Source organism: Bacillus sp. ISL-35, from assembly GCF_018613355.1.
In the GTDB taxonomy this organism is placed as follows: domain Bacteria; phylum Bacillota; class Bacilli; order Bacillales; family Cytobacillaceae; genus Mesobacillus.
Genome location: NZ_JAGGQK010000018.1, coordinates 19,571 through 37,801 on the forward strand (window position 1 = coordinate 19,571; position 18,231 = coordinate 37,801).

The 18,231-nt window shown below is 43.3% G+C and carries 14 protein-coding genes, 15 tRNA genes and 2 rRNA genes; 3 read left to right on the forward strand and 28 right to left on the reverse strand.

Features of this window, described 5'->3' with window-relative positions; all coding sequences use genetic code 11:
- Positions 1 to 45: 45 nt before the first annotated feature.
- A complete protein-coding gene (locus J7E38_RS19830; RefSeq protein ID WP_214709606.1) occupies positions 46 to 1,014 on the forward strand; it encodes an NAD(P)H-dependent flavin oxidoreductase in 969 nt (322 codons plus the stop codon).
- Between the two features lie 107 nt (positions 1,015 to 1,121).
- Here J7E38_RS19830 and J7E38_RS19835 read toward each other — a convergent pair whose 3' ends face one another.
- The 4 genes from J7E38_RS19835 to J7E38_RS19850 all read right to left on the reverse strand — a co-directional run bounded on the left by J7E38_RS19835 (position 1,122) and on the right by J7E38_RS19850 (position 6,151).
- Positions 1,122 to 1,877, reverse strand: a complete 756-nt coding sequence (locus J7E38_RS19835; protein WP_214709608.1) for an NRDE family protein — start codon at positions 1,875 to 1,877, stop codon at positions 1,122 to 1,124.
- Positions 1,878 to 1,967: 90 nt separating this feature from the next.
- The gene (locus J7E38_RS19840) at positions 1,968 to 3,182 is read right to left on the reverse strand and encodes a NupC/NupG family nucleoside CNT transporter (RefSeq protein ID WP_214709610.1); all 1,215 of its coding nucleotides are present in this window, start codon (positions 3,180 to 3,182) and stop codon (positions 1,968 to 1,970) included.
- Between the two features lie 267 nt (positions 3,183 to 3,449).
- Entirely contained in the window at positions 3,450 to 4,388 is a 939-nt protein-coding gene (locus J7E38_RS19845; RefSeq protein WP_214709612.1) for a DNA-binding transcriptional repressor DeoR, read from the reverse strand.
- A 248-nt stretch (positions 4,389 to 4,636) separates the two neighbouring features.
- Positions 4,637 to 6,151 carry a glycine betaine uptake BCCT transporter gene (locus J7E38_RS19850; RefSeq protein ID WP_215038865.1) on the reverse strand — a complete coding sequence of 505 codons (1,515 nt, stop codon included), beginning with the start codon at positions 6,149 to 6,151 and terminating at the stop codon, positions 4,637 to 4,639.
- 320 nt (positions 6,152 to 6,471) lie between these two features.
- Here J7E38_RS19850 and J7E38_RS19855 point away from each other — a divergent pair, with 320 nt between their 5' ends.
- On the forward strand, positions 6,472 to 7,272 hold the full coding sequence (locus J7E38_RS19855) for a C39 family peptidase (protein WP_214709616.1): 801 nt from the start codon (positions 6,472 to 6,474) through the stop codon (positions 7,270 to 7,272).
- A gap of 56 nt (positions 7,273 to 7,328) precedes the next feature.
- On the opposite strand, the gene yhbH is transcribed toward J7E38_RS19855, so the two are convergent.
- The 7 genes from yhbH to queG all read right to left on the reverse strand — a co-directional run bounded on the left by yhbH (position 7,329) and on the right by queG (position 15,011).
- Positions 7,329 to 8,498, reverse strand: a complete 1,170-nt coding sequence (yhbH, locus tag J7E38_RS19860; protein ID WP_214709618.1) for a sporulation protein YhbH — start codon at positions 8,496 to 8,498, stop codon at positions 7,329 to 7,331.
- Between the two features lie 299 nt (positions 8,499 to 8,797).
- Positions 8,798 to 8,992, reverse strand: a complete 195-nt coding sequence (locus J7E38_RS19865) for a hypothetical protein (RefSeq protein ID WP_215038859.1) — start codon at positions 8,990 to 8,992, stop codon at positions 8,798 to 8,800.
- 98 nt (positions 8,993 to 9,090) lie between these two features.
- Positions 9,091 to 10,986, reverse strand: a complete 1,896-nt coding sequence (locus J7E38_RS19870; protein ID WP_214709622.1) for a PrkA family serine protein kinase — start codon at positions 10,984 to 10,986, stop codon at positions 9,091 to 9,093.
- Positions 10,987 to 11,508: 522 nt separating this feature from the next.
- Complete coding sequence (gene nfsA / locus J7E38_RS19875) at positions 11,509 to 12,258, reverse strand: oxygen-insensitive NADPH nitroreductase (RefSeq protein ID WP_214709624.1); 750 nt, start codon at positions 12,256 to 12,258, stop codon at positions 11,509 to 11,511.
- Between the two features lie 59 nt (positions 12,259 to 12,317).
- The gene (gene trmL / locus J7E38_RS19880; protein WP_214709627.1) at positions 12,318 to 12,797 is read right to left on the reverse strand and encodes a tRNA (uridine(34)/cytosine(34)/5-carboxymethylaminomethyluridine(34)-2'-O)-methyltransferase TrmL; all 480 of its coding nucleotides are present in this window, start codon (positions 12,795 to 12,797) and stop codon (positions 12,318 to 12,320) included.
- Between the two features lie 75 nt (positions 12,798 to 12,872).
- Entirely contained in the window at positions 12,873 to 13,763 is an 891-nt protein-coding gene (locus tag J7E38_RS19885; RefSeq protein ID WP_214709629.1) for an amidase domain-containing protein, read from the reverse strand.
- A gap of 90 nt (positions 13,764 to 13,853) precedes the next feature.
- Entirely contained in the window at positions 13,854 to 15,011 is a 1,158-nt protein-coding gene (queG, locus tag J7E38_RS19890; RefSeq protein ID WP_214709631.1) for a tRNA epoxyqueuosine(34) reductase QueG, read from the reverse strand.
- Positions 15,012 to 15,118: 107 nt separating this feature from the next.
- Between queG and J7E38_RS19895 the strand changes: the two genes are divergently transcribed.
- A complete protein-coding gene (locus J7E38_RS19895) occupies positions 15,119 to 15,787 on the forward strand; it encodes a B3/B4 domain-containing protein (RefSeq protein ID WP_214709633.1) in 669 nt (222 codons plus the stop codon).
- Positions 15,788 to 15,923: 136 nt separating this feature from the next.
- On the opposite strand, the gene J7E38_RS19900 is transcribed toward J7E38_RS19895, so the two are convergent.
- From J7E38_RS19900 to J7E38_RS19980, 17 genes are all read right to left on the reverse strand, one after another.
- Positions 15,924 to 15,997, reverse strand: a tRNA-Gly gene (locus J7E38_RS19900).
- 52 nt (positions 15,998 to 16,049) lie between these two features.
- Positions 16,050 to 16,134, reverse strand: a tRNA-Leu gene (locus J7E38_RS19905).
- A 42-nt stretch (positions 16,135 to 16,176) separates the two neighbouring features.
- Positions 16,177 to 16,251 (reverse strand) — tRNA-Cys (locus tag J7E38_RS19910).
- A 9-nt stretch (positions 16,252 to 16,260) separates the two neighbouring features.
- A tRNA-Gly gene (locus tag J7E38_RS19915) sits at positions 16,261 to 16,335 on the reverse strand.
- A 6-nt stretch (positions 16,336 to 16,341) separates the two neighbouring features.
- A tRNA-Gln gene (locus J7E38_RS19920) sits at positions 16,342 to 16,416 on the reverse strand.
- 40 nt (positions 16,417 to 16,456) lie between these two features.
- Positions 16,457 to 16,532 (reverse strand) — tRNA-His (locus J7E38_RS19925).
- An 11-nt stretch (positions 16,533 to 16,543) separates the two neighbouring features.
- Positions 16,544 to 16,617 (reverse strand) — tRNA-Trp (locus J7E38_RS19930).
- A gap of 8 nt (positions 16,618 to 16,625) precedes the next feature.
- Positions 16,626 to 16,710 (reverse strand) — tRNA-Tyr (locus J7E38_RS19935).
- Between the two features lie 70 nt (positions 16,711 to 16,780).
- Positions 16,781 to 16,856: transfer RNA gene (locus J7E38_RS19940), tRNA-Phe, on the reverse strand.
- 158 nt (positions 16,857 to 17,014) lie between these two features.
- Positions 17,015 to 17,090 (reverse strand) — tRNA-Asp (locus J7E38_RS19945).
- A 3-nt stretch (positions 17,091 to 17,093) separates the two neighbouring features.
- Positions 17,094 to 17,167 (reverse strand) — tRNA-Met (locus J7E38_RS19950).
- Between the two features lie 168 nt (positions 17,168 to 17,335).
- A tRNA-Val gene (locus tag J7E38_RS19955) sits at positions 17,336 to 17,411 on the reverse strand.
- A 26-nt stretch (positions 17,412 to 17,437) separates the two neighbouring features.
- Positions 17,438 to 17,512: transfer RNA gene (locus J7E38_RS19960), tRNA-Glu, on the reverse strand.
- Positions 17,513 to 17,529: 17 nt separating this feature from the next.
- Positions 17,530 to 17,621: transfer RNA gene (locus J7E38_RS19965), tRNA-Ser, on the reverse strand.
- A 4-nt stretch (positions 17,622 to 17,625) separates the two neighbouring features.
- A tRNA-Asn gene (locus J7E38_RS19970) sits at positions 17,626 to 17,700 on the reverse strand.
- Between the two features lie 67 nt (positions 17,701 to 17,767).
- Positions 17,768 to 17,883: ribosomal RNA gene (rrf, locus tag J7E38_RS19975) — 5S ribosomal RNA — on the reverse strand.
- Positions 17,884 to 18,026: 143 nt separating this feature from the next.
- Positions 18,027 to 18,231 (reverse strand): 23S ribosomal RNA (locus J7E38_RS19980); the annotation flags it as partial.

Consider the following 18,231-nt stretch of genomic DNA (forward strand, 5'->3'; position numbering starts at 1 on the left):
AACATGTTAAACTGCAAAGGAATAAAGTCAGAAAGGGGTATTAGCATGAATTTTCCAGAGCTTAAACTTGGCCACATGGTTACAAGTGTTCCAATCATGCAAGGAGGAATGGGGGTAGGAATCTCACTGAGCGGGTTAGCCTCAGCGGTAGCAAACGCAGGAGGTATAGGCATCATTTCCGGAACAGGGATATCGACCGAGGAATTACGGTTACATATCAGGAAGGCCAGAGAGTTAACACAGGGAAAGGGATACATTGGCGTAAATGTATTGTTTGCTATGAATGACTTTGCTGAAAAAATGAAAGCTGCTTTAGCTGAAAAAGTGGATTTCATCATTTCTGGAGCAGGGATCTCAAGGGATATGTATTCCTGGGGCAAACAAGCTGGCATCCCTGTCATTTCAATCGTCTCCTCTGCGAAGCTGGCAAAAATTTCGGAACGTTTGGGTGCTGCTGCAGTTGTGGTAGAGGGTTTTGAAGCAGGCGGTCATCTTGGAACAGATAAGCCGTTATTTGATATACTTCCCGAGATTGTTGAGTCTGTGTCGATCCCAGTAATTGCTGCGGGAGGAATTATGACAGGTGCCGATATCGCCAGGGCATTATCACTTGGAGCCTCCGGTGTGCAAATGGGCACAAGGTTTGTGGCAAGCGAGGAATGTGATGCTCCGCAAAGCTTCAAGGAAAAGTATGTCTCCGCTGCAGAAGAGGACTTACAGCTGGTAAAAACAACTGTAGGATTACATGGACGGGCAATTGCAAACCATTTTACGAGACTAATTACAACTTCAGATAAACTGAGAATCAAAAAATGCCGTGATTGCCTGAAAAATTGCTCCTATCAATTTTGCACACTCGACTCGCTGCTTACCTCTGTTGCAGGCGATGTAGAGAATGGCCTTGTATTTGCAGGGGCCAGGGTGGGTGAAATAAAAGAAATCCTTCCAGTCCGGAAAATCATTGAAAATTTAAGGGTAGAATACCAAGCAGCAGCTAAAAGCTTTGCATTGTAAAGACTGTTCTTTCATCAGGTTCTGCTTGCCACATCAACCGGAGCCTGTTGTTCCGGAGACAGCCATTCATAAAAACAGACAACCAGGATAGAGGTTGTCTGTTTTGCTTACAGTGTTATGAAGAATTCCTGGTTTGTCCGTTGGTCTTCTGTGAAAACCCGTTCGTTAAAATAGATCTCTTTGTCATTCATTAAAATGACAGTCGAGCTTCTTGTTCCGTATCCTTCACTTTTAATGAACATCGGTGACAGCAAACGTTCCCATTCGAGAGAAACTCCGGTTGAAGGCAGGTTATGGTCAGGGGCAGGATCTGCATTTTCCAAATGACTAAACAAACGTTCTGCCAAGTCTGGGGAGTTTTCAGAAATGATTTTCTCCAATCCTTCTTTGCCTTTTTCCACTTTCGGCCAATCTGTGTTGAGCAGATGGTTGCTTACTCCATGGATGCCTGGCTCTATTTTCACAGGGTGATTTCCACGGTTCGAATAATAATAGAGTTCCTCATGGTCACCGGCCAGAAGATTATATCCCGGATATTCGAGACGCCGTTCTGCCATTTTCTGCAGATAGGTTTCAGGATGATTCGAACCCTTCAGATAATCAGCCACAAGCTCCCCGCGGGTTCTTTTTCCAGCAGTCTGTTCACTTGGGTCCCGGTAATTAGTCAAGGCGGCAAATTTTCCTGAAGTGGTCACTCCCATCCAGGTACCCATTTTTTCAAGGTCACGCCCGGCAAGCAGCTCCGGGACATCCTCCCAAAAAGCCGCTGGGGCAGTGGCACGGTTGTATGCTTCATCCCTGTTTGCAGCGATAATCAGCTTATATTTTGGATGTGCTTTATAGGCAAATAAAATTAAACACATTCATCATCACAGCTTTCCGTTCGGTTTTCTTCTATTATAACTCAAAGCAAAAAAAGAGAAGGACCAGGTCCCTCTCTTTTCAGTCATTTATTATAACAACATACCTGCCATTGCTGCACTCAATAATGACGCAAGCATACCAGCAATGATTGATCGTACACCCATTTTCGCGATGTCAGCACGGCGATTTGGGGCAAGGCTTCCAAGTCCGCCAAGCAGGATTCCCATAGAAGATACGTTTGCGAATCCACATAGCGCGAAACTGATGATTGCTACTGTTTTAGCAGATAATTGATCGATTTGCGGCGCAAATGATGAATAAGCTACAAATTCATTCAAGATTAATTTTTGTCCAATGAATCCGCCAGCTTTAACTGCTTCATCCCAAGGAACACCAATAGCGAAAGCAAGCGGAGCAAATACATATCCAAGGATCGTTTCAAGTGTTAGATTATCAGCACCGAAGAATCCTCCGAAGAATCCAATAATACCGTTGATTAATGCAATCAATGCGATGAACGCAAGCAACATTGCACCGATATTCAAAGCTAATTGAAGACCTGTACTCGCACCTCTGGCCGCGGCATCGATTACGTTCGCTGATTCTGTGTCTTTTTCCATCCTCAGCTCATCCGATGTTTCAGATTTCTCTGTTTCCGGAATCATGATTTTAGCCAGTACCAAACCTGCCGGAGCAGCCATGAAACTTGCTGCAAGCAAGTATTCCAAAGGAACACCCAATAAAGAATAACCAATTAAAACAGAGCCCGCAACGGAAGCTAGTCCACCTACCATTACTGCAAAAAGTTCAGATTGAGTCATTTTAGCAATATACGGCTTAATGACAAGTGGTGCCTCAGTCTGTCCAACAAAAATGTTTGCTGCTGCTGAAAGTGATTCAGCTTTGCTTGTTCCCAGTAATTTAGAAAGTCCTCCGCCCAGGAACTTGATGATGAATTGCATGATTCCCAGATAGTAAAGAACAGAAATCAAAGAAGAGAAGAAAATAACGACTGTTAATACTTGAAAAGCGAATACAAAGCCAATATTTTCAGCCTGGAACAATCCGCCGAACAGGAACTGCACACCAGCGTCTGTATAGTTTACGATTTCATTGACACCAAGTGAGAGTTTTTTCAATAATAGCTTTCCTGTTTCCCACTTCAGTACAGCGAAAGCGAAGATGAATTGGATTGCCAATCCACCAAGGATGGTGCGCAAATTGATGGATTTCTTGTTATTTGAGAAAATGAATGCAATTCCCAGAACAACTGCTATTCCCATCAGACCCCATAAGATATTCATTGTGACCCACCTCTTGTTGTGTTATTTTGTTACCGTTTACAAATAATTCGAAAAAAATTTCACTAAAACGTTTACAATTGTTTAACTCAGACTTTCTATAGCAAATATATCAGAACTAAAGAACTTTTGTAAATACGTTTTTGAACAAATGTAAAATGAAAATAATCCCTTTTCATTTTTTCGACAAAAATACCCGCAAGGCTGAAAACCTACCGGGTATTTGTTTGTTCCTTATGGCTTTTCTCAATAAATACAACGTTTAAACTTTTACTTATCCAATAGGAACTTCGCTGTGAACTGGTCTGTTACGAGCACATTTGTATAATTCCCTTTTAAAGCACCATAAATACCCTCTATTTTATGAGCTCCGCCTGCCACTAAAATAGAATACTTTTTCTTCTTTAATTCTTCCAGCTCGATCCCCAATGTTCGCGCGTTGAGATTTTCGTTGCAAACCTTTCCGTCCTTGTCGAAGAATCGGGAACAAATATCCCCTACGGCCTTCGAATAGATGACTTGCAGGTCTTCTTCTGTAAAATAGCCTAACTGGAACAATAGTGATTCAGATTTGATCGGCCCGATTGTATAGACAGCGATGTTGGATTGCTTCCCCATTTCGAGGATTTTTTTGATATGCCTGTCCGCCTCCATTGCCTGCTTCACCACGACATGGTCGACGATTGCCGGAAGCGGCAGGTGATGCGGTGCACTGTTGAAAGCCTTGCCGAACAAATACAGGATTTCATTTGCATACGTATTTGTTTCAGAATGGCTGACTCCGCCTTTCAGCTGGACTACCTTGACATTCTTGCACGGCTTTTGTTTCAGTTCCAGTGCCACGTGATACAGCGTCGTTCCCCACGTAACACCGATGATATCATCATGCTCGACCACTTCATTCAGAAAGGATGCTGCTTTCTCTCCAAGATAGGTTTTGATGACACTGTCCTCATATTGCGGAATATGGGTAACAATCGCCTTCTTGAGCCCAAACTTCTGTTCAAGCTTCAATGACAGATTTTCTACATCTTCAGTCGGATCCATGATCTTGATATCGACAATGCCCTCCTGCTTCGCTATCTGAAGGAACCTCGACACTGTCGGCCGTGATACTCCCAACTCTTTCGCAATATCATTCTGGTTATAATCCAGAAGGTAATATAGTTTTGCTGCCTCGATTATCTTCAGTAATTTTTCTTTTTCCATCCTGATCACCTTTGGAAATGACATAAATTCAATACCTTCATTTTAGCAAAAAAACCAAATGAAAACATTTACAATTTTAAAAAGAACAAAATGTTCATAAATCTCCATATCTTTACATATGATTATCTTTTTTGAACATTTTAATCAATTAACGCTATTGAAACACAAAAAAGGCATCCTTCTCATATTGGAAGGATACCTTTTTAAAATTGATTTTCCTATTCTATCGTGCCAAGAGTCTTGATCAATTACTGTTTTCGCTTCGGTATTTTCCCGATTCCAAGCTCTCTTGCCTCTTTACTTAATGCTTTGATTAAGCTGAAGGCCATCATTGCCATGATGACAGAGAATGGCAACGCAGCGACAATCATTGTATTCTGCAGTGCCTGCAACCCGCCAGAGTACAGCAGTACCAGGGAAATGGCCGCAAGCATGATTCCCCATGTGAATTTAATCCGATTGCCTGGTGTCAGTGACCCGTTCGTCGTCATCATGCCTAAAACGAATGTCCCTGAATCCGCTGAAGTGATGAAGAACGTTCCGATGAGGATCATTGCCAGAATAGACATCAATGAACTCATTGGATAATTTGCGAATACGCCAAATAGTGCTTCTTCAGTCGCCAGCTCGGAAATTTTTGCAATTCCCTCATGTTCTAGGGTAATCGCAGCCCCTCCAAATGCCGAAAACCACAAAAAGCCGATCAGGGATGGTACAAGAAGGACACCGAACACAAACTCCCTTATCGTACGGCCTTTAGAAACTCGAGCTATAAAAATCCCTACAAATGGTGCCCATGCAATCCACCAAGCCCAATAGAATATGGTCCAGCCGTTTATCCATGAACGCACATCTTCATTAAGCGGCGAAATACGGAAGCTCATTGAAGGAAGGTTCTGAAGATATGTACCAATAGTATTGGTGAATAAATTAAGGATAAATTGCGTTGGTCCAAGAATCAGCATGGCTAACAGCAATAGACCTGCCAAAAGCATATTAACATTGCTTAGGATCTTAATCCCTTTTCCTAATCCTGACCATGCTGAAATCATAAATAAAACTGTGACGATCAGGACTATTAGTAATTGAGTCAAGAAACTAGTAGGAATTCCAAACAGGTAAGAAAGTCCCCCGTTAATTTGTACAGCTCCAAATCCTAAAGTTGTTGCTACACCGATTACCGTCGCTACAACGGAAATAACATCGACTACTTTTCCTGCGACTCCTTCAGTCCGGTCACCTAAAATCGGTCCGAGCGTGGCACTGATCAGTCCAGGTTTTCCATGGCGGAAATTGAAATAAGCAAGAACTAAAGCGACAATTCCATAAATGGCCCAGGCATGGATCCCCCAATGGAAAAAGGTGAATCTCATTGAATCTCGGATTGCCTGATTGGACCCTGGTTCAGACCCGGTCGGTGTAGATACCATAAAGTGGCTGATTGGTTCAGCCGTTCCCCAGAAAACCAGCCCGATCCCCATCCCGGCACTGAACAGCATTGCATACCAAGTCGGCGTCGAGAACTCTGGACGGTCATCCTGTCTGCCTAATCTGATTTTCCCCAATGGACTGATGAGGAAATAGAGACAAACAATAACGATCAAAGATACAAGGATTAAATAATACCAACCCAAAGAATCAGTGATGAAAGCCTGTATATTGGCTGTGAGTGATTCAAGCTTATCTGGTACGAACACACCGAACAGGACCATCAGAAGCAAAATCCCGGTCGATATGAAAAAAACAGATGAATCCTTTTTCATCATAAAACTCCCTTCTTTAAAATGACACCTTAATACCCTAACATATTTTAATGCTATTTAAAAAAGATTGACTCATAACAGAGTTAGTATGCCCTGGCACATCCAATAAAATGTAGACTAATAAGACCTTTTTAAAAGTCTTTTAAATTCCTTTTATGTATTTCCAATTTCACCTGTCTGAAAACAGAAATTTTTATTTCTTTCTGAAGCAACATTTTTATATTTCCCATCCATTATCCAATTAACAATCTATTAGTCTATTGAATCAATGTCGAAACTTGTATAAGATTGATATAGAGATGTTGTAAGGAGACGATATTTTGAATAAAAAAATTTTTTTCAGGACATTATCAATAGGAGCCATTTTCCTTGTCACTTTCCTTGGTGCCGAGAAAATACGATCGGTTGAAAACCCTACAGCAGAGGCCAGAGCTGAAGAAGCACCCAAAATTACCAGGACGAAAGCTCATCTTGTGAATAAGAATATTGAAGACAAAAATCTTCTTAAAGATTTTACGAATAGGGAAAAGAAAATAATCATCGACGGGGTTCCACATGTCAGCCAGCTCCCCGAATTGCAGCGAGGGTGTGAAGTAACCAGTCTGTCCATGCTGCTGCAATACGAAGGGATTGCAGCGGATAAGATGACTTTAGCAAAAAAAATACATAAAATTCCATTTCGCGACGCGAATTACGTCAGAAGCAACCCTTATGATGGATTTGTTGGCGATATCTATACATTCAGCAAATCTGGTTACGGTGTATATCATGGACCAGTCGCCAACCTTGCAGAAAATTTCCTTCCTGGCAAGGTCAAGGATGTCACTGGACAGCCCTTTAAGGCAGTAACTGACCTGCTTGACAGCGGTTCGCCGGTCTGGGTGATTATCAATTCGACGTTTGCTCCACTGCCAGAATCCGAGTTCACTACGTGGAAAACCAATACCGGGGATGTCAAGATCACGTACAGAGAACACAGTGTATTAATCGTCGGCTATGATGAAAATTACTTATACATCAACGATCCACTTGATATTTCGGGTTATAAGCCTGTTTCACGCAAAGCATTTGAACAAGCCTGGATTCAAATGGGCAGCCAGGCAATAGGCATTCAAAAGTAGCAGTTTAAGAGGATAATAGGAAAAATCGGCAGGGATTCTACCCTGCCGATTTTTGTTTAAGCATACATTTTATTTTCTTCTTTTTGGAAAAAGCTCTTCATGGCATGGAATACATCGGCTTTTTGCTTGAGGATATAGTATCTGAAATGTTCATCTTTAATGTTTTTATACGCGGACATTAGGGTCGAGTGGCGGTTGTACTGATTGACTTCTCCATAGCCGAACATATTGGAGACCTTAATCAGTTCTTCAACTAATTTCACACAGCGGGCATTGTCGGAGGTCAGGTTATCACCATCGGAAAAGTGGAATGGGTAAATATTAAACTTGCTCGGATTGTATTTCAAATCAATAAGTTCTAAAGCTTTTCGATAGGCGGAAGAACAAATGGTACCGCCGCTTTCCCCTTTTGAGAAAAAGTCTTCCTCGGATACGACCTTTGCTTCGGTATGATGGGCGATGAATTCAATTTCGACCGTTTCATATTTAGATCGAAGGAAACGGGTCATCCAGAAGAAGAAGCTCCTCGCCATATATTTCTCCCAAAGTCCCATACTGCCGCTTGTATCCATCATCGCCAGCACAACAGCCTTTGAGTCTGGCTTCACAACCTCATTCCAGGTCTTGAACTTCAGGTCCTCCTTGTAGATTGGATGGAAGGCTGGCTTTCCGGTCATCGCATTTCGTTTATAAGCTGACATCATTGTGCGCTTTTTATCAATATTCCCCATGAGCCCTGTTTTCCTGATGTCATTGAATTCGATGTTTTCGACGAGATGCTCCTGTTCTTCCTTCTTCTTGAGATTTGGAAGCTCCAGTTCTTTGAATAGGGCCTCCTCAATTTCCATCATTGACACTTCTGCTTCATAATAATCTTCACCAGCCTGGTCTCCTGCACCCTGGCCTTTCCCTGGTCCCTGCTGCTGGCCTGAGCCATCACGGGCGACAACATCCCCAATCTTTGAATCTCCATTGCCCTGGCCTACATGTTTGTTCTTATCATAGTTATAACGGATTTTGTACTCATCCAGTGACCTTATCGGAATCTTTACGACATCCCTGCCGTTGGACATGATAATATTCTCTTCTGTGATCAAATCAGGCAGATTGCTCTTAATAGCTTCCTGCACCTTTTCCTGATGGCGCTGCTGGTCATCATGTCCTTTGCGGTGGAGGGACCAATCTTCCTGGGAAATCACAAACTGGTGACTGCTTTCATCGGTCATTTTCAACCCCTCCTTTGAAATTTTCATTTTGAGTAACATAATACAATCTACTTTCATACAATATCCCGATGGCCGTTAACCACAGGGGAGATGTAATTACTCTATCTTATGCAAGAAGACAAAATAATTTACAAATAATTTTGACAATTACTTCTTTCTCCTAGTGCAGGACAAGCCCATTTTACAAGTTGAATCTATTTATAGTGCTTGAAATTAGGCTGTACACACCATCTTTTTTTTCGCAATAACTCAGGCCCCCTTTTCGGGCAAAAAAATAACCTTTGCATAATCGGCAAAGGTTATTTCTTTTCATTCGCTTTATCAAATTGAATTGGGTCTGGTACTTTATCATATTCCTCTTTTAAAACTTCGCCACTGCGGCGATGTTCCATTTGCTTGCCCAGATTTTCGATTTCATCTTCATTACGCGCCATGGAACTGTTTTTCGGGACATAGTTTCTTGGTAAGTCTTTTGGTAATTCTTCTTTTGCCATCATTATCACCTCTTGCCTGTACTATTCCCTCTATGGAATCTAAATAAACTCTTGTACCACAAGCTGAAAAGGACCTGCAATCTGCAGGTCCTCGCTGGCTATCTATTTAACAAGCTTCCAACATACCGCAGCAATTCGTTTGCGGAAGTGGAGTTGTAGCCATGCTCATCAATCAGCCTTGCGACAACATTATTGATTTTCTTCAGTTGCGTCTCATCAGGAGTCTTCGTTGAAGTCGTAATCTTCACAACATCCTTCAGATCAGCAAAAAGCTTTTTCTGGATCGCTTCACGCAGGCGGTCATGCGAATTGTAGTCAAACCTCTTGCCTTTGCGCGCATAAGCAGAAATTCTGATTAAAATCTCTTCGCGGAACGCTTTTTTCGCATTTTCGGAAATGCCAATCTGCTCTTCAATCGAGCGCATCAGCTTTTCATCCGGATTAATTTCCTCTCCAGTCAGCTGATCACGCATCTTCGCCTTATTGCAATATGCCTCAACATTATCAAGGTAATTATCCATAAGGGTTTTAGCTGATTCTTCGTATGAATACACGAATGCCTTTTGGACTTCCTTCTTGGCGATATCATCATACTCTTTACGGGCAAGAGATATATAGTTCAAATAACGCTCTCTTGTTTCTGCAGTGATCGAAGGGTGCTGGTCAAGTCCCTCTTTCAATGACCGTAAAACATCAAGTGCATTGATCGTTTTAACTTCCTTCCTGATTATTGTGGAAGAAATCCGGTTGATGACATAGCGAGGGTCAATCCCGCTCATTCCTTCATCCTGATGCTCTTTCTTCAATTCCTCAACATCGGCCCGGTTATAACCCTCTACACTTTCACCATCGTACAGCCGCATCTTCTTGATCAGGTCAATATCACCTTTTTTCGGATCCTTCAGGCGCGTAAGGATTGTGAACATTGCAGCCACCCTAAGTGTATGCGGTGCGATATGGACATCATTTACATCGCTTTCCCTGATCATCTTGTCATAAATTTTCTCTTCTTCAGACACTTTCAAGTTGTAAGGTATCGGCATCACGATTATACGTGAATGCAGTGCTTCGTTCTTTTTATTTGAAATGAATGAACGGTACTCTGTTTCATTCGTATGGGCAACAATCAGTTCATCCGCACTGATCAAGGCGAATCTTCCCGCTTTAAAATTGCCTTCCTGTGTCAGGCTCAGCAAATGCCAGAGGAATTTCTCGTCACACTTCAGCATTTCCTGGAACTCCATCATCCCCCGGTTCGCTTTATTCAGTTCACCATCAAAGCGATATGCCCTCGGATCGGATTCTGAACCGTACTCGGCAATCGTGGAGAAATCAATGCTTCCGGTTAAATCCGCGATATCCTGCGATTTTGGGTCAGATGGGCTGAATGTGCCAATCCCGGTTCTTTTGTCCTCTGAGAAGAAGACTCTCTCGATAATAACATCTTCTATCCTGCCGCCATATTCCTGTTCAAGCCTCATCATATTAAGCGGCGACAGATTGCCTTCAATCCTGATACCATATTCATCATAAAAATCCTTGCGGAGATGATGCGGAATCATATGCAGCGGATCTTCATGCATAGGGCATCCCTTAATGGCGTATATCGCCCCTCTGTCAGTATGTGAGTATGCTTCTAATCCTCTTTTCAGCATTGTGACCAGGGTGGATTTTCCACCGCTCACCGGTCCCATCAACAGCAGGATCCGTTTCCTGACATCCAGCCTTTTAGCCGCTGGATGGAAATACTCTTCGACAAGCCTCTCCAATGCTTCCTCAAGGCCAAATAATTGGGAACTAAAGAAGGAATACCTTTTTTTGCCTTTGTCGCTTTCAATTCCTGCGTCTTTGATCATATTATATACACGCGAATGTGCCGATTGAGCAACCCATGGCTGTTCCTTCACAATTTCAAGATATTCCCTGAACGTCCCTTCCCACTTCAGCTTCTCTTCATCCTGGCGATACATTTCAATCTTTTTTAAAATATCCATATGGACCTCCCCATGTAGCGTTATCAAGAGACGATTAATAAATTCTATGCAGCAAACAATTTGAACATGCGTATTCGTTGGGCTGTCCTGATTGTCCTTTTTAATTCTCCGTGCAAAAATAGAGGCATCTCCTTCACAGTTCGGAGATAATAGGCTATAATAATTTTTATATGGACAAAATCGAATAAAAGGGAGGCTTACATACATGAAACTAATTCTAATTCTGGGCGTCACAGTTGCATTCTTATCTGCAATCTTCACTTCAGGTTACGATGATAAGCCGGGGATCACCAAAAAATAAAAAGCTGCCGATTGGCAGCTTTTTTATCATTATTTTTGGCTGTTTTCGTAAAGATTGTTGTTAAAATCCTAAAGCCGATTTTAACGTAATATATACCTATTTTAGCGGTCGGTATATAGTTTGAATGCTCTTTTCTCATATAAAGCGTCTACTTTTACGAAGAATTACAGCTAATTCAATCCAATTTTGTTTCAATAGCAACAAAGTTTGAGAAAAGAGCCTTATTTTTTATTTAAATTCTGTTTTTCTACAAACTCCTTCATATACATCCGCGATTTACGACCTAGCATCTTGGCCATTTGGCCGGTCCAGGTGTCCTCACGTTTCCCTCCCGTTCTTTCACGGTAGTATTGCGAGGTCGTTTCATTATAATCCTGCAGCTGCTTCTCAAACAAGCTCTGGTCCTGCTGATACTCATTTTCCATATAGACATGTTCCATTGCCAGACGAGGCTTTAAATCCGTCTCCTGATCAGGATAGCCTACTGCCATGCCAAACAGAGGAATCACATGTTCAGGCGTCTTCAAAACTTCCTTTACCGCTTCCAGGTCATTGCGGATTCCTCCGATATAGCAAATACCAAGACCCATTGATTCAGCAGCAATTGCAGCATTCTGCGCGGCCAGTGCTGCATCAATCAATGCAACCATGAATTTCTCCGTACTCTCAATTGAGTCATTTAAATCGGCATTCTCCATCCCGGCTAAGACCTTATGACGGTAAAGATCCGCACAAAACACGAAAAAATGGCCATTAGCTGCGACATATGCCTGATTCCCGGCAATTTCAGACAGCTTGTCCTTCTTTTCCTGGTCCGTTACGCCAATAATCGAATACGCCTGGATGAAGCTCGAGGTAGAAGCTGCCTGTGCGCTTTTTACAATCGCTTCTATCTGTTCACGGTCCAGCACCTGATTTTTAAAGCTCCTTACCGAGCGATGGTTTAAAATGGTTTCGATTACCTTGTTCATTCTTCTCTCAGCTCCTTCAATATGATGGTAATGCCAAAAAGGAGACCTGAAAAGGCCTCCTAATTTTTGCGCAAATCGCGATAATCCTGCTGCCTTAATGCCTCATAAATCAGGATAGCGGCTGTATTGGACAAGTTTAACGAACGAATATTTTCATTCATAGGCAGCCGAAGGCATCTATCCATATTGTTTTCAATCACTTCTGAAGGAAGTCCGGTTGTCTCCCGGCCGAAAATAAAGAAGTACTCCTGATCGGTTGCACTATAATCGAAAGCAGAATGCGCCTTCTTGCCAAATTTGGTCACATAAAAGAATTCTCCACCCTCGTTCTGCTGATAAAAATCATCCAGCGAATCATAGTAATGGATTTTTACGTGTTCCCAATAATCCAACCCGGCACGCTTCAGCATCTTATCATCCGTTGAAAACCCCAATGGCCTGATCAAGTGAAGCTCGGTGTCGGTACCAGCGCATGTGCGCGCAATATTGCCAGTGTTTGCTGGAATGAGCGGCTGGTATAATACAACATGCAATGCCATGACTTTCACCTCTAATCAAAACTACAGCTATTATACCATTACACTCCCTCACAGCAAAAGAAATGGCCCCGACATTCATTCATCACGGTCATCAGTAATCGTCAGGAACTTATACTTTATGTTCGGGGTATAGGCAGTTGAATCTTCATATGCCCAGTACCTCATCCGACTGTTATACGTATGGGCGTTGACAAGCGGCATTCCGTCCCCATCATGTCCGGTTACAATGGTCGTATGGTCAAACCGTCCATCCCCCTGGAAATCGTAACAGATCACATCGCCGAGCTTCAGCTTTTCTGCACTGCCCACCTCTCTTCCCCTTAACCCAAACTTTGAACCAGGAATATGCCAGCGCAACGCATTTGCGACCGACCAGCTGAAGCTCCAATTATTACTTTGCATCCACCAGCCATTGCTTCGGTTTGGATAGCCGCGCATCGGTGCCCCGCCAACATGCAGACATTGCGATATATAATTGGTACAATCCACTTCAAACTTCTTATATGCGGGATTATAGTCATTCCACCAGCGTTCAGCATACTGGACCGCCTTTAACCTGTCATATCGGAAGCCTTTCCTCTCCTGTCCGTCCGTCTCATGCGAAAAGGCAGGCAGCTCTTCCTCAATTTTCTCCGCAGGTTCAATTTCATTCAACTTCTCGTCCTTTACCAGGATACCTTTATAAAATTCTGCTCGCCTCTTTTCCACTTCCTCTTCCATGTAAAATAAACCTCTTTGCTTGATCAAATACTGAAAGTGAACATCATATAGAACAGAGGCATTCTCCTTATCTTCAAATTTTTGCTTGATCCTGCCATCTGCCTTTGCTTTTACAATTTCAGCAGACCTGTTTGCAAAGCTCTGCTTTTTTAACTCAATGCCCGGACACTCATGCAATTGATTGCGAGGCATGGATACACATTGAAGGACTCGCTGTTCCAGCAGCTCCTGCAGTTGTTCACGCATACTCATCTCTCCCTTCACCTATCATGTTTATGAAGGTAAAAGGGATTTCAGGCATTAAAAAAGAATGGATTCATTAAAATCCATTCGGTCCTAAATTGGCATATCGGTCTGTTCCTTTTCATTAAAAAAATCCAGGCCTTTACTGATTTCCTGTAATACCTCTTCATCCTTCTCGACAATTGAAGCATGCTCCAATGCGTCCAAGGCGGCACGTCCGCCAATTTTGCCAAGCGCCCACGCTGCCGTTCCTCTCAGAACAGGTCTTGGATCATCCTTCATGACCATTATCAACTCAGGCACTGCTGTATCATCCTTATAATGAGCAAGGGCAATGATCGCATTACGCTGGATAGGCTTCTTACCACGCCACGATCCGGATACATGTCCGAACTTTTCTTTGAACTCACGGTTGCTCATGGTCAATAAAGGTTTCAGCAGCGGTTTCGCAATCTCAGGATCTGGTTCCATCTCTATATGGAAATGAAAATCCTTGCCTTTATTTTCAGGGCACACAGTCTGGCAAGTATCACATCCATATAAACGGTTTCCGAGCTTCTCCCTGAATTCATCTGCTAAAAAACCCTTAGTTTGAGTCACGAACGCAATACATTTTTGCGCATCCAGCTGGCCGCCCTGTACCAGCGCACCTGTAGGACAGACATCCACACACTTGTTGCAGCTGCCACAGCGGTCCTCCATGGGATGGTCCGGCTCAAATGGGATATTCGTGATCATTTCGCCCAGATAGACGTATGAGCCAAACTCAGGTGTGATAATCGAACAGTTTTTCCCGCTCCAGCCGATTCCCGCACGTTCAGCAACTGCCCTGTCAACCAGTTCACCCGTATCGACCATTGATTTGAAGCGGGCTCCGGGAACTTTCAAAGCAATGAATTCCTCTAGTTTTCTCAGCCTGTCCCTCAGGACCGCATGGTAATCAGTTCCCCATGAAGCACGACAGAAGATTCCACGCCTTTCTCCCTTCTTGCTGATCACTTTCGTCTTCATTTTTGAAGGATAAGCGAGAGCAATCGAAATGATTGATTTAGGAGTGTCAAAAATCAGTGCAGGCTCCGTTCTCTTTTCAATGTCCTTTTCTTCAAACCCGGATTGATAGTGAAGTTCCTGCTGCCTGTATAACCGGACCTTCATCTCTTCAAAGGTTGATGGTGCTGCAAAACCAATTTTATCGATGCCGATCGTTTTGCTGTATGCTATGATCTCCTTTTTCAAACTTGCCGTATCCATTATAGAATCCTCCTTTCCATTTTAATATCTATATTTAAATTCGATAAATTTAAAAGCAAATCTCTTTTATGATAAACTATTTTAAAGCAGATTTGGAGGTGGAATCAATGGAAATTCAAGTTTCCAGGGCGATATGCGATCTCATTCCCGGATTTACAATCGGAATGATCGAGTATAAGGATATACAAGTAGGAGAATCTCCTCAAATGTTGAAAGGCAGACTGCAGCTCTTCCAGGAATCCATATACTTTGACCTTTTGGAAAAAAACGTAACAGAGCTTGATGGAATCAAAGAGTGGCGAGGAATATTCAAAACAACGGGAAAGGATCCAAACCGATATAGACACTCTGCCGAAGCCCTCTACCGAAGGATCTCAAAGCAGAATTATCTTCAATCGTTACATAGTGCAATAGATCTGAATAATTTCTTCTCACTCGAATATCAAATTCCAATTGGAGTTTACGATAGTAATAAACTGAAGGGGAATGTCACGATTAAAATTGGCGAAGAAAATGAAGAGTACGCTGGCCTGAACGGGAGAACCAATAACCTGGCTAACCTGATCCTTTCTGCGGACGATAGAGGGCCGTTCGGGAGCCCTTTCGTCGATTCTGAAAGAACGGCAGTGACAGAAGAAACAAGAAACGCGTTGCAGATTGTCTATTTAAGGCCTTCTTCCCCTTTAACAGACATGGAGAAGATGACTGAATCACTTATGAACATGTTCACCCAGATTCATGGAGGAACGGGTACATATAGACTTGTGGGATGCTGATGCATCCCTTTTTTATTCCCATGACAGTCTATCCCTTTGGAATAAGAAAGATCCGCCCCCATCAATATTGCCGGATAAAATAAAAACGCAGCACGTCGTTTTCAAGAAACGATATACTGCGTTAGTCACGTATGTATGGAGCGGGTGAAGGGAATCGAACCCTCATCATCAGCTTGGAAGGCTGAGGTTTTACCACTAAACTACACCCGCATACATATCTTATGAAAATAAAGAAAACAGGAAATCCTGTTTTAAAAAAAGATGGTACCGGTGGTCGGGGTCGAACCGACACTCCAGAAGGAACACGATTTTGAGTCGTGCGCGTCTGCCAATTCCGCCACACCGGCATATGAAGATTTCAAGTACTGCTATTGCCACTAAATAATTAGTGGAGGCGGCAACCGGATTTGAACCGGTGAATAAAGGTTTTGCAGACCTTTGCCTTACCACTTGGCTATGCCGCCATATTATATTGGAGCGGAAGACGGGATTCGAACCCGCGACCCCAACCTTGGCAAGGTTGTATTCTACCACTGAACTACTTCCGCAAAAAATGGCTGGGCTAGCTGGATTCGAACCAACGCATGTCGCAGTCAAAGTGCGATGCCTTACCGCTTGGCTATAGCCCAATATATTATATTCAATACTGATTGAATATGTGATTTGAAATGGGGCGACTGATGGGAATCGAACCCACGAATGTCGGAACCACAATCCGATGCGTTAACCACTTCGCCACAATCGCCATAATAAAATTGGCAGGGGTAGTAGGAATCGAACCCACACCAAAGGTTTTGGAGACCTTCGTTCTACCTTTAAACTATACCCCTATGATAAATGGTGGAGGGGGACGGATTCGAACCGCCGAACCCTGAGGGAGCGGATTTACAGTCCGCCGCGTTTAGCCACTTCGCTACCCCTCCATTATAACATCATTTCCGATGTTGAAAAACCCATTTACTCAATTTCCTGATTAACCAGGATCATTTTAAATGGTGGCTCAGGACGGAATCGAACCGCCGACACAAGGATTTTCAGTCCTTTGCTCTACCGACTGAGCTACTGAGCCACTATGATATTGTTGTCTAAATTCTGTTAGGCTTTTGTCCTTTGCTCGAATGACCTTCGGTCTTTCTCGCAAGTTGCCGCAGAAGCTTCTTCGATGATGTGAGCAACTTGCTCTACCGACTGAGCTACTATGATATTGTTGCCTGAAGCTTATAAAAATGGCGGTCCCGACCGGGATCGAACCGGCGATCTCCTGCGTGACAGGCAGGCATGTTAACCGCTACACCACGGGACCAGATTGCGGGGGCAGGATTTGAACCTGCGACCTTCGGGTTATGAGCCCGACGAGCTACCGGACTGCTCCACCCCGCGACGGTAATAAAAATATCATTCAATTTATGCTCTTAGAGAGCATTGACTGTCCCGATCTCAGGAAGCTTACTCAAGTAGCAGCTCGATCGGTACAACTCGCAGTTCATACAGTGAAGTAACGCTCGTTGCTCCACCCCGCGACGATAAAAGTATTATCATTAGTATTTATGGTGGAGGATGACGGGATCGAACCGCCGACCCTCTGCTTGTAAGGCAGATGCTCTCCCAGCTGAGCTAATCCTCCATTAATAAGTTATTAATTAAAATGAATGGTGACCCCTACGGGATTCGAACCCGTGTTACCGCCGTGAAAGGGCGGTGTCTTAACCGCTTGACCAAGGGGCCGTTTATTTAAGTTTCTATGGCGGAGAGCAAGGGATTCGAACCCTTGAGACAGCGTTGACCGTCTACACGATTTCCAATCGTGCTCCTTCGACCTCTCGGACAGCTCTCCAAATTGGCTCCGCAGGTAGGATTCGAACCTACGACCGCTCGGTTAACAGCCGAGTGCTCTACCACTGAGCTACTGCGGAATAGTAATGATTTCTCCGACCTGGATACACGATCCGTATCTTTGAAACAAGATGTAAAATGCATCTTGCCCGGCGGCGTCCTACTCTCACAGGGGGAAACCCCCAACTACCATCGGCGCTGAGAAGCTTAACTTCCGTGTTCGGTATGGGAACGGGTGTGACCTTCTCGCCATCGCCACCAGACTATTTTTCAAAGACAATATCTATTATACTGTCTTTAGTGCATTTTGCAAGAGAAATTTTAAAGATATTTCACTTCGTAAAAATCTTTATTCCCTCAAAACTAGATAATGTGTAAGAAGAATACAAGAGAATCGAATGATCATTTGGTTAAGTCCTCGAACGATTAGTATCAGTCAGCTCCACACGTCACCGCGCTTCCACCTCTGACCTATCAACCTGATCATCTTTCAGGGTTCTTACTAGCTTGCGCTATGGGAAATCTCATCTTGAGGGGGGCTTCATGCTTAGATGCTTTCAGCACTTATCCCGTCCGCACATAGCTACCCAGCGATGCCTTTGGCAAGACAA

What these genes read in the sequence shown, in the direction of transcription:
- J7E38_RS19830 (WP_214709606.1), top strand. Translation starts at nt 46, where the DNA reads ATGAATTTTCCAGAGCTTAAACTTGGCCACATGGTTACAAGTGTTCCA.
- J7E38_RS19835 (WP_214709608.1), bottom strand. Translation starts at nt 1,877, where the DNA reads ATGTGTTTAATTTTATTTGCCTATAAAGCACATCCAAAATATAAGCTG.
- J7E38_RS19840 (WP_214709610.1), bottom strand. Translation starts at nt 3,182, where the DNA reads ATGAATATCTTATGGGGTCTGATGGGAATAGCAGTTGTTCTGGGAATT.
- J7E38_RS19845 (WP_214709612.1), bottom strand. Translation starts at nt 4,388, where the DNA reads ATGGAAAAAGAAAAATTACTGAAGATAATCGAGGCAGCAAAACTATAT.
- J7E38_RS19850 (WP_215038865.1), bottom strand. Translation starts at nt 6,151, where the DNA reads ATGAAAAAGGATTCATCTGTTTTTTTCATATCGACCGGGATTTTGCTT.
- yhbH (WP_214709618.1), bottom strand. Translation starts at nt 8,498, where the DNA reads ATGACCGATGAAAGCAGTCACCAGTTTGTGATTTCCCAGGAAGATTGG.
- J7E38_RS19865 (WP_215038859.1), bottom strand. Translation starts at nt 8,992, where the DNA reads ATGGCAAAAGAAGAATTACCAAAAGACTTACCAAGAAACTATGTCCCG.
- J7E38_RS19870 (WP_214709622.1), bottom strand. Translation starts at nt 10,986, where the DNA reads ATGGATATTTTAAAAAAGATTGAAATGTATCGCCAGGATGAAGAGAAG.
- nfsA (WP_214709624.1), bottom strand. Translation starts at nt 12,258, where the DNA reads ATGAACAAGGTAATCGAAACCATTTTAAACCATCGCTCGGTAAGGAGC.
- trmL (WP_214709627.1), bottom strand. Translation starts at nt 12,797, where the DNA reads ATGGCATTGCATGTTGTATTATACCAGCCGCTCATTCCAGCAAACACT.
- J7E38_RS19885 (WP_214709629.1), bottom strand. Translation starts at nt 13,763, where the DNA reads ATGCGTGAACAACTGCAGGAGCTGCTGGAACAGCGAGTCCTTCAATGT.
- queG (WP_214709631.1), bottom strand. Translation starts at nt 15,011, where the DNA reads ATGGATACGGCAAGTTTGAAAAAGGAGATCATAGCATACAGCAAAACG.
- J7E38_RS19895 (WP_214709633.1), top strand. Translation starts at nt 15,119, where the DNA reads ATGGAAATTCAAGTTTCCAGGGCGATATGCGATCTCATTCCCGGATTT.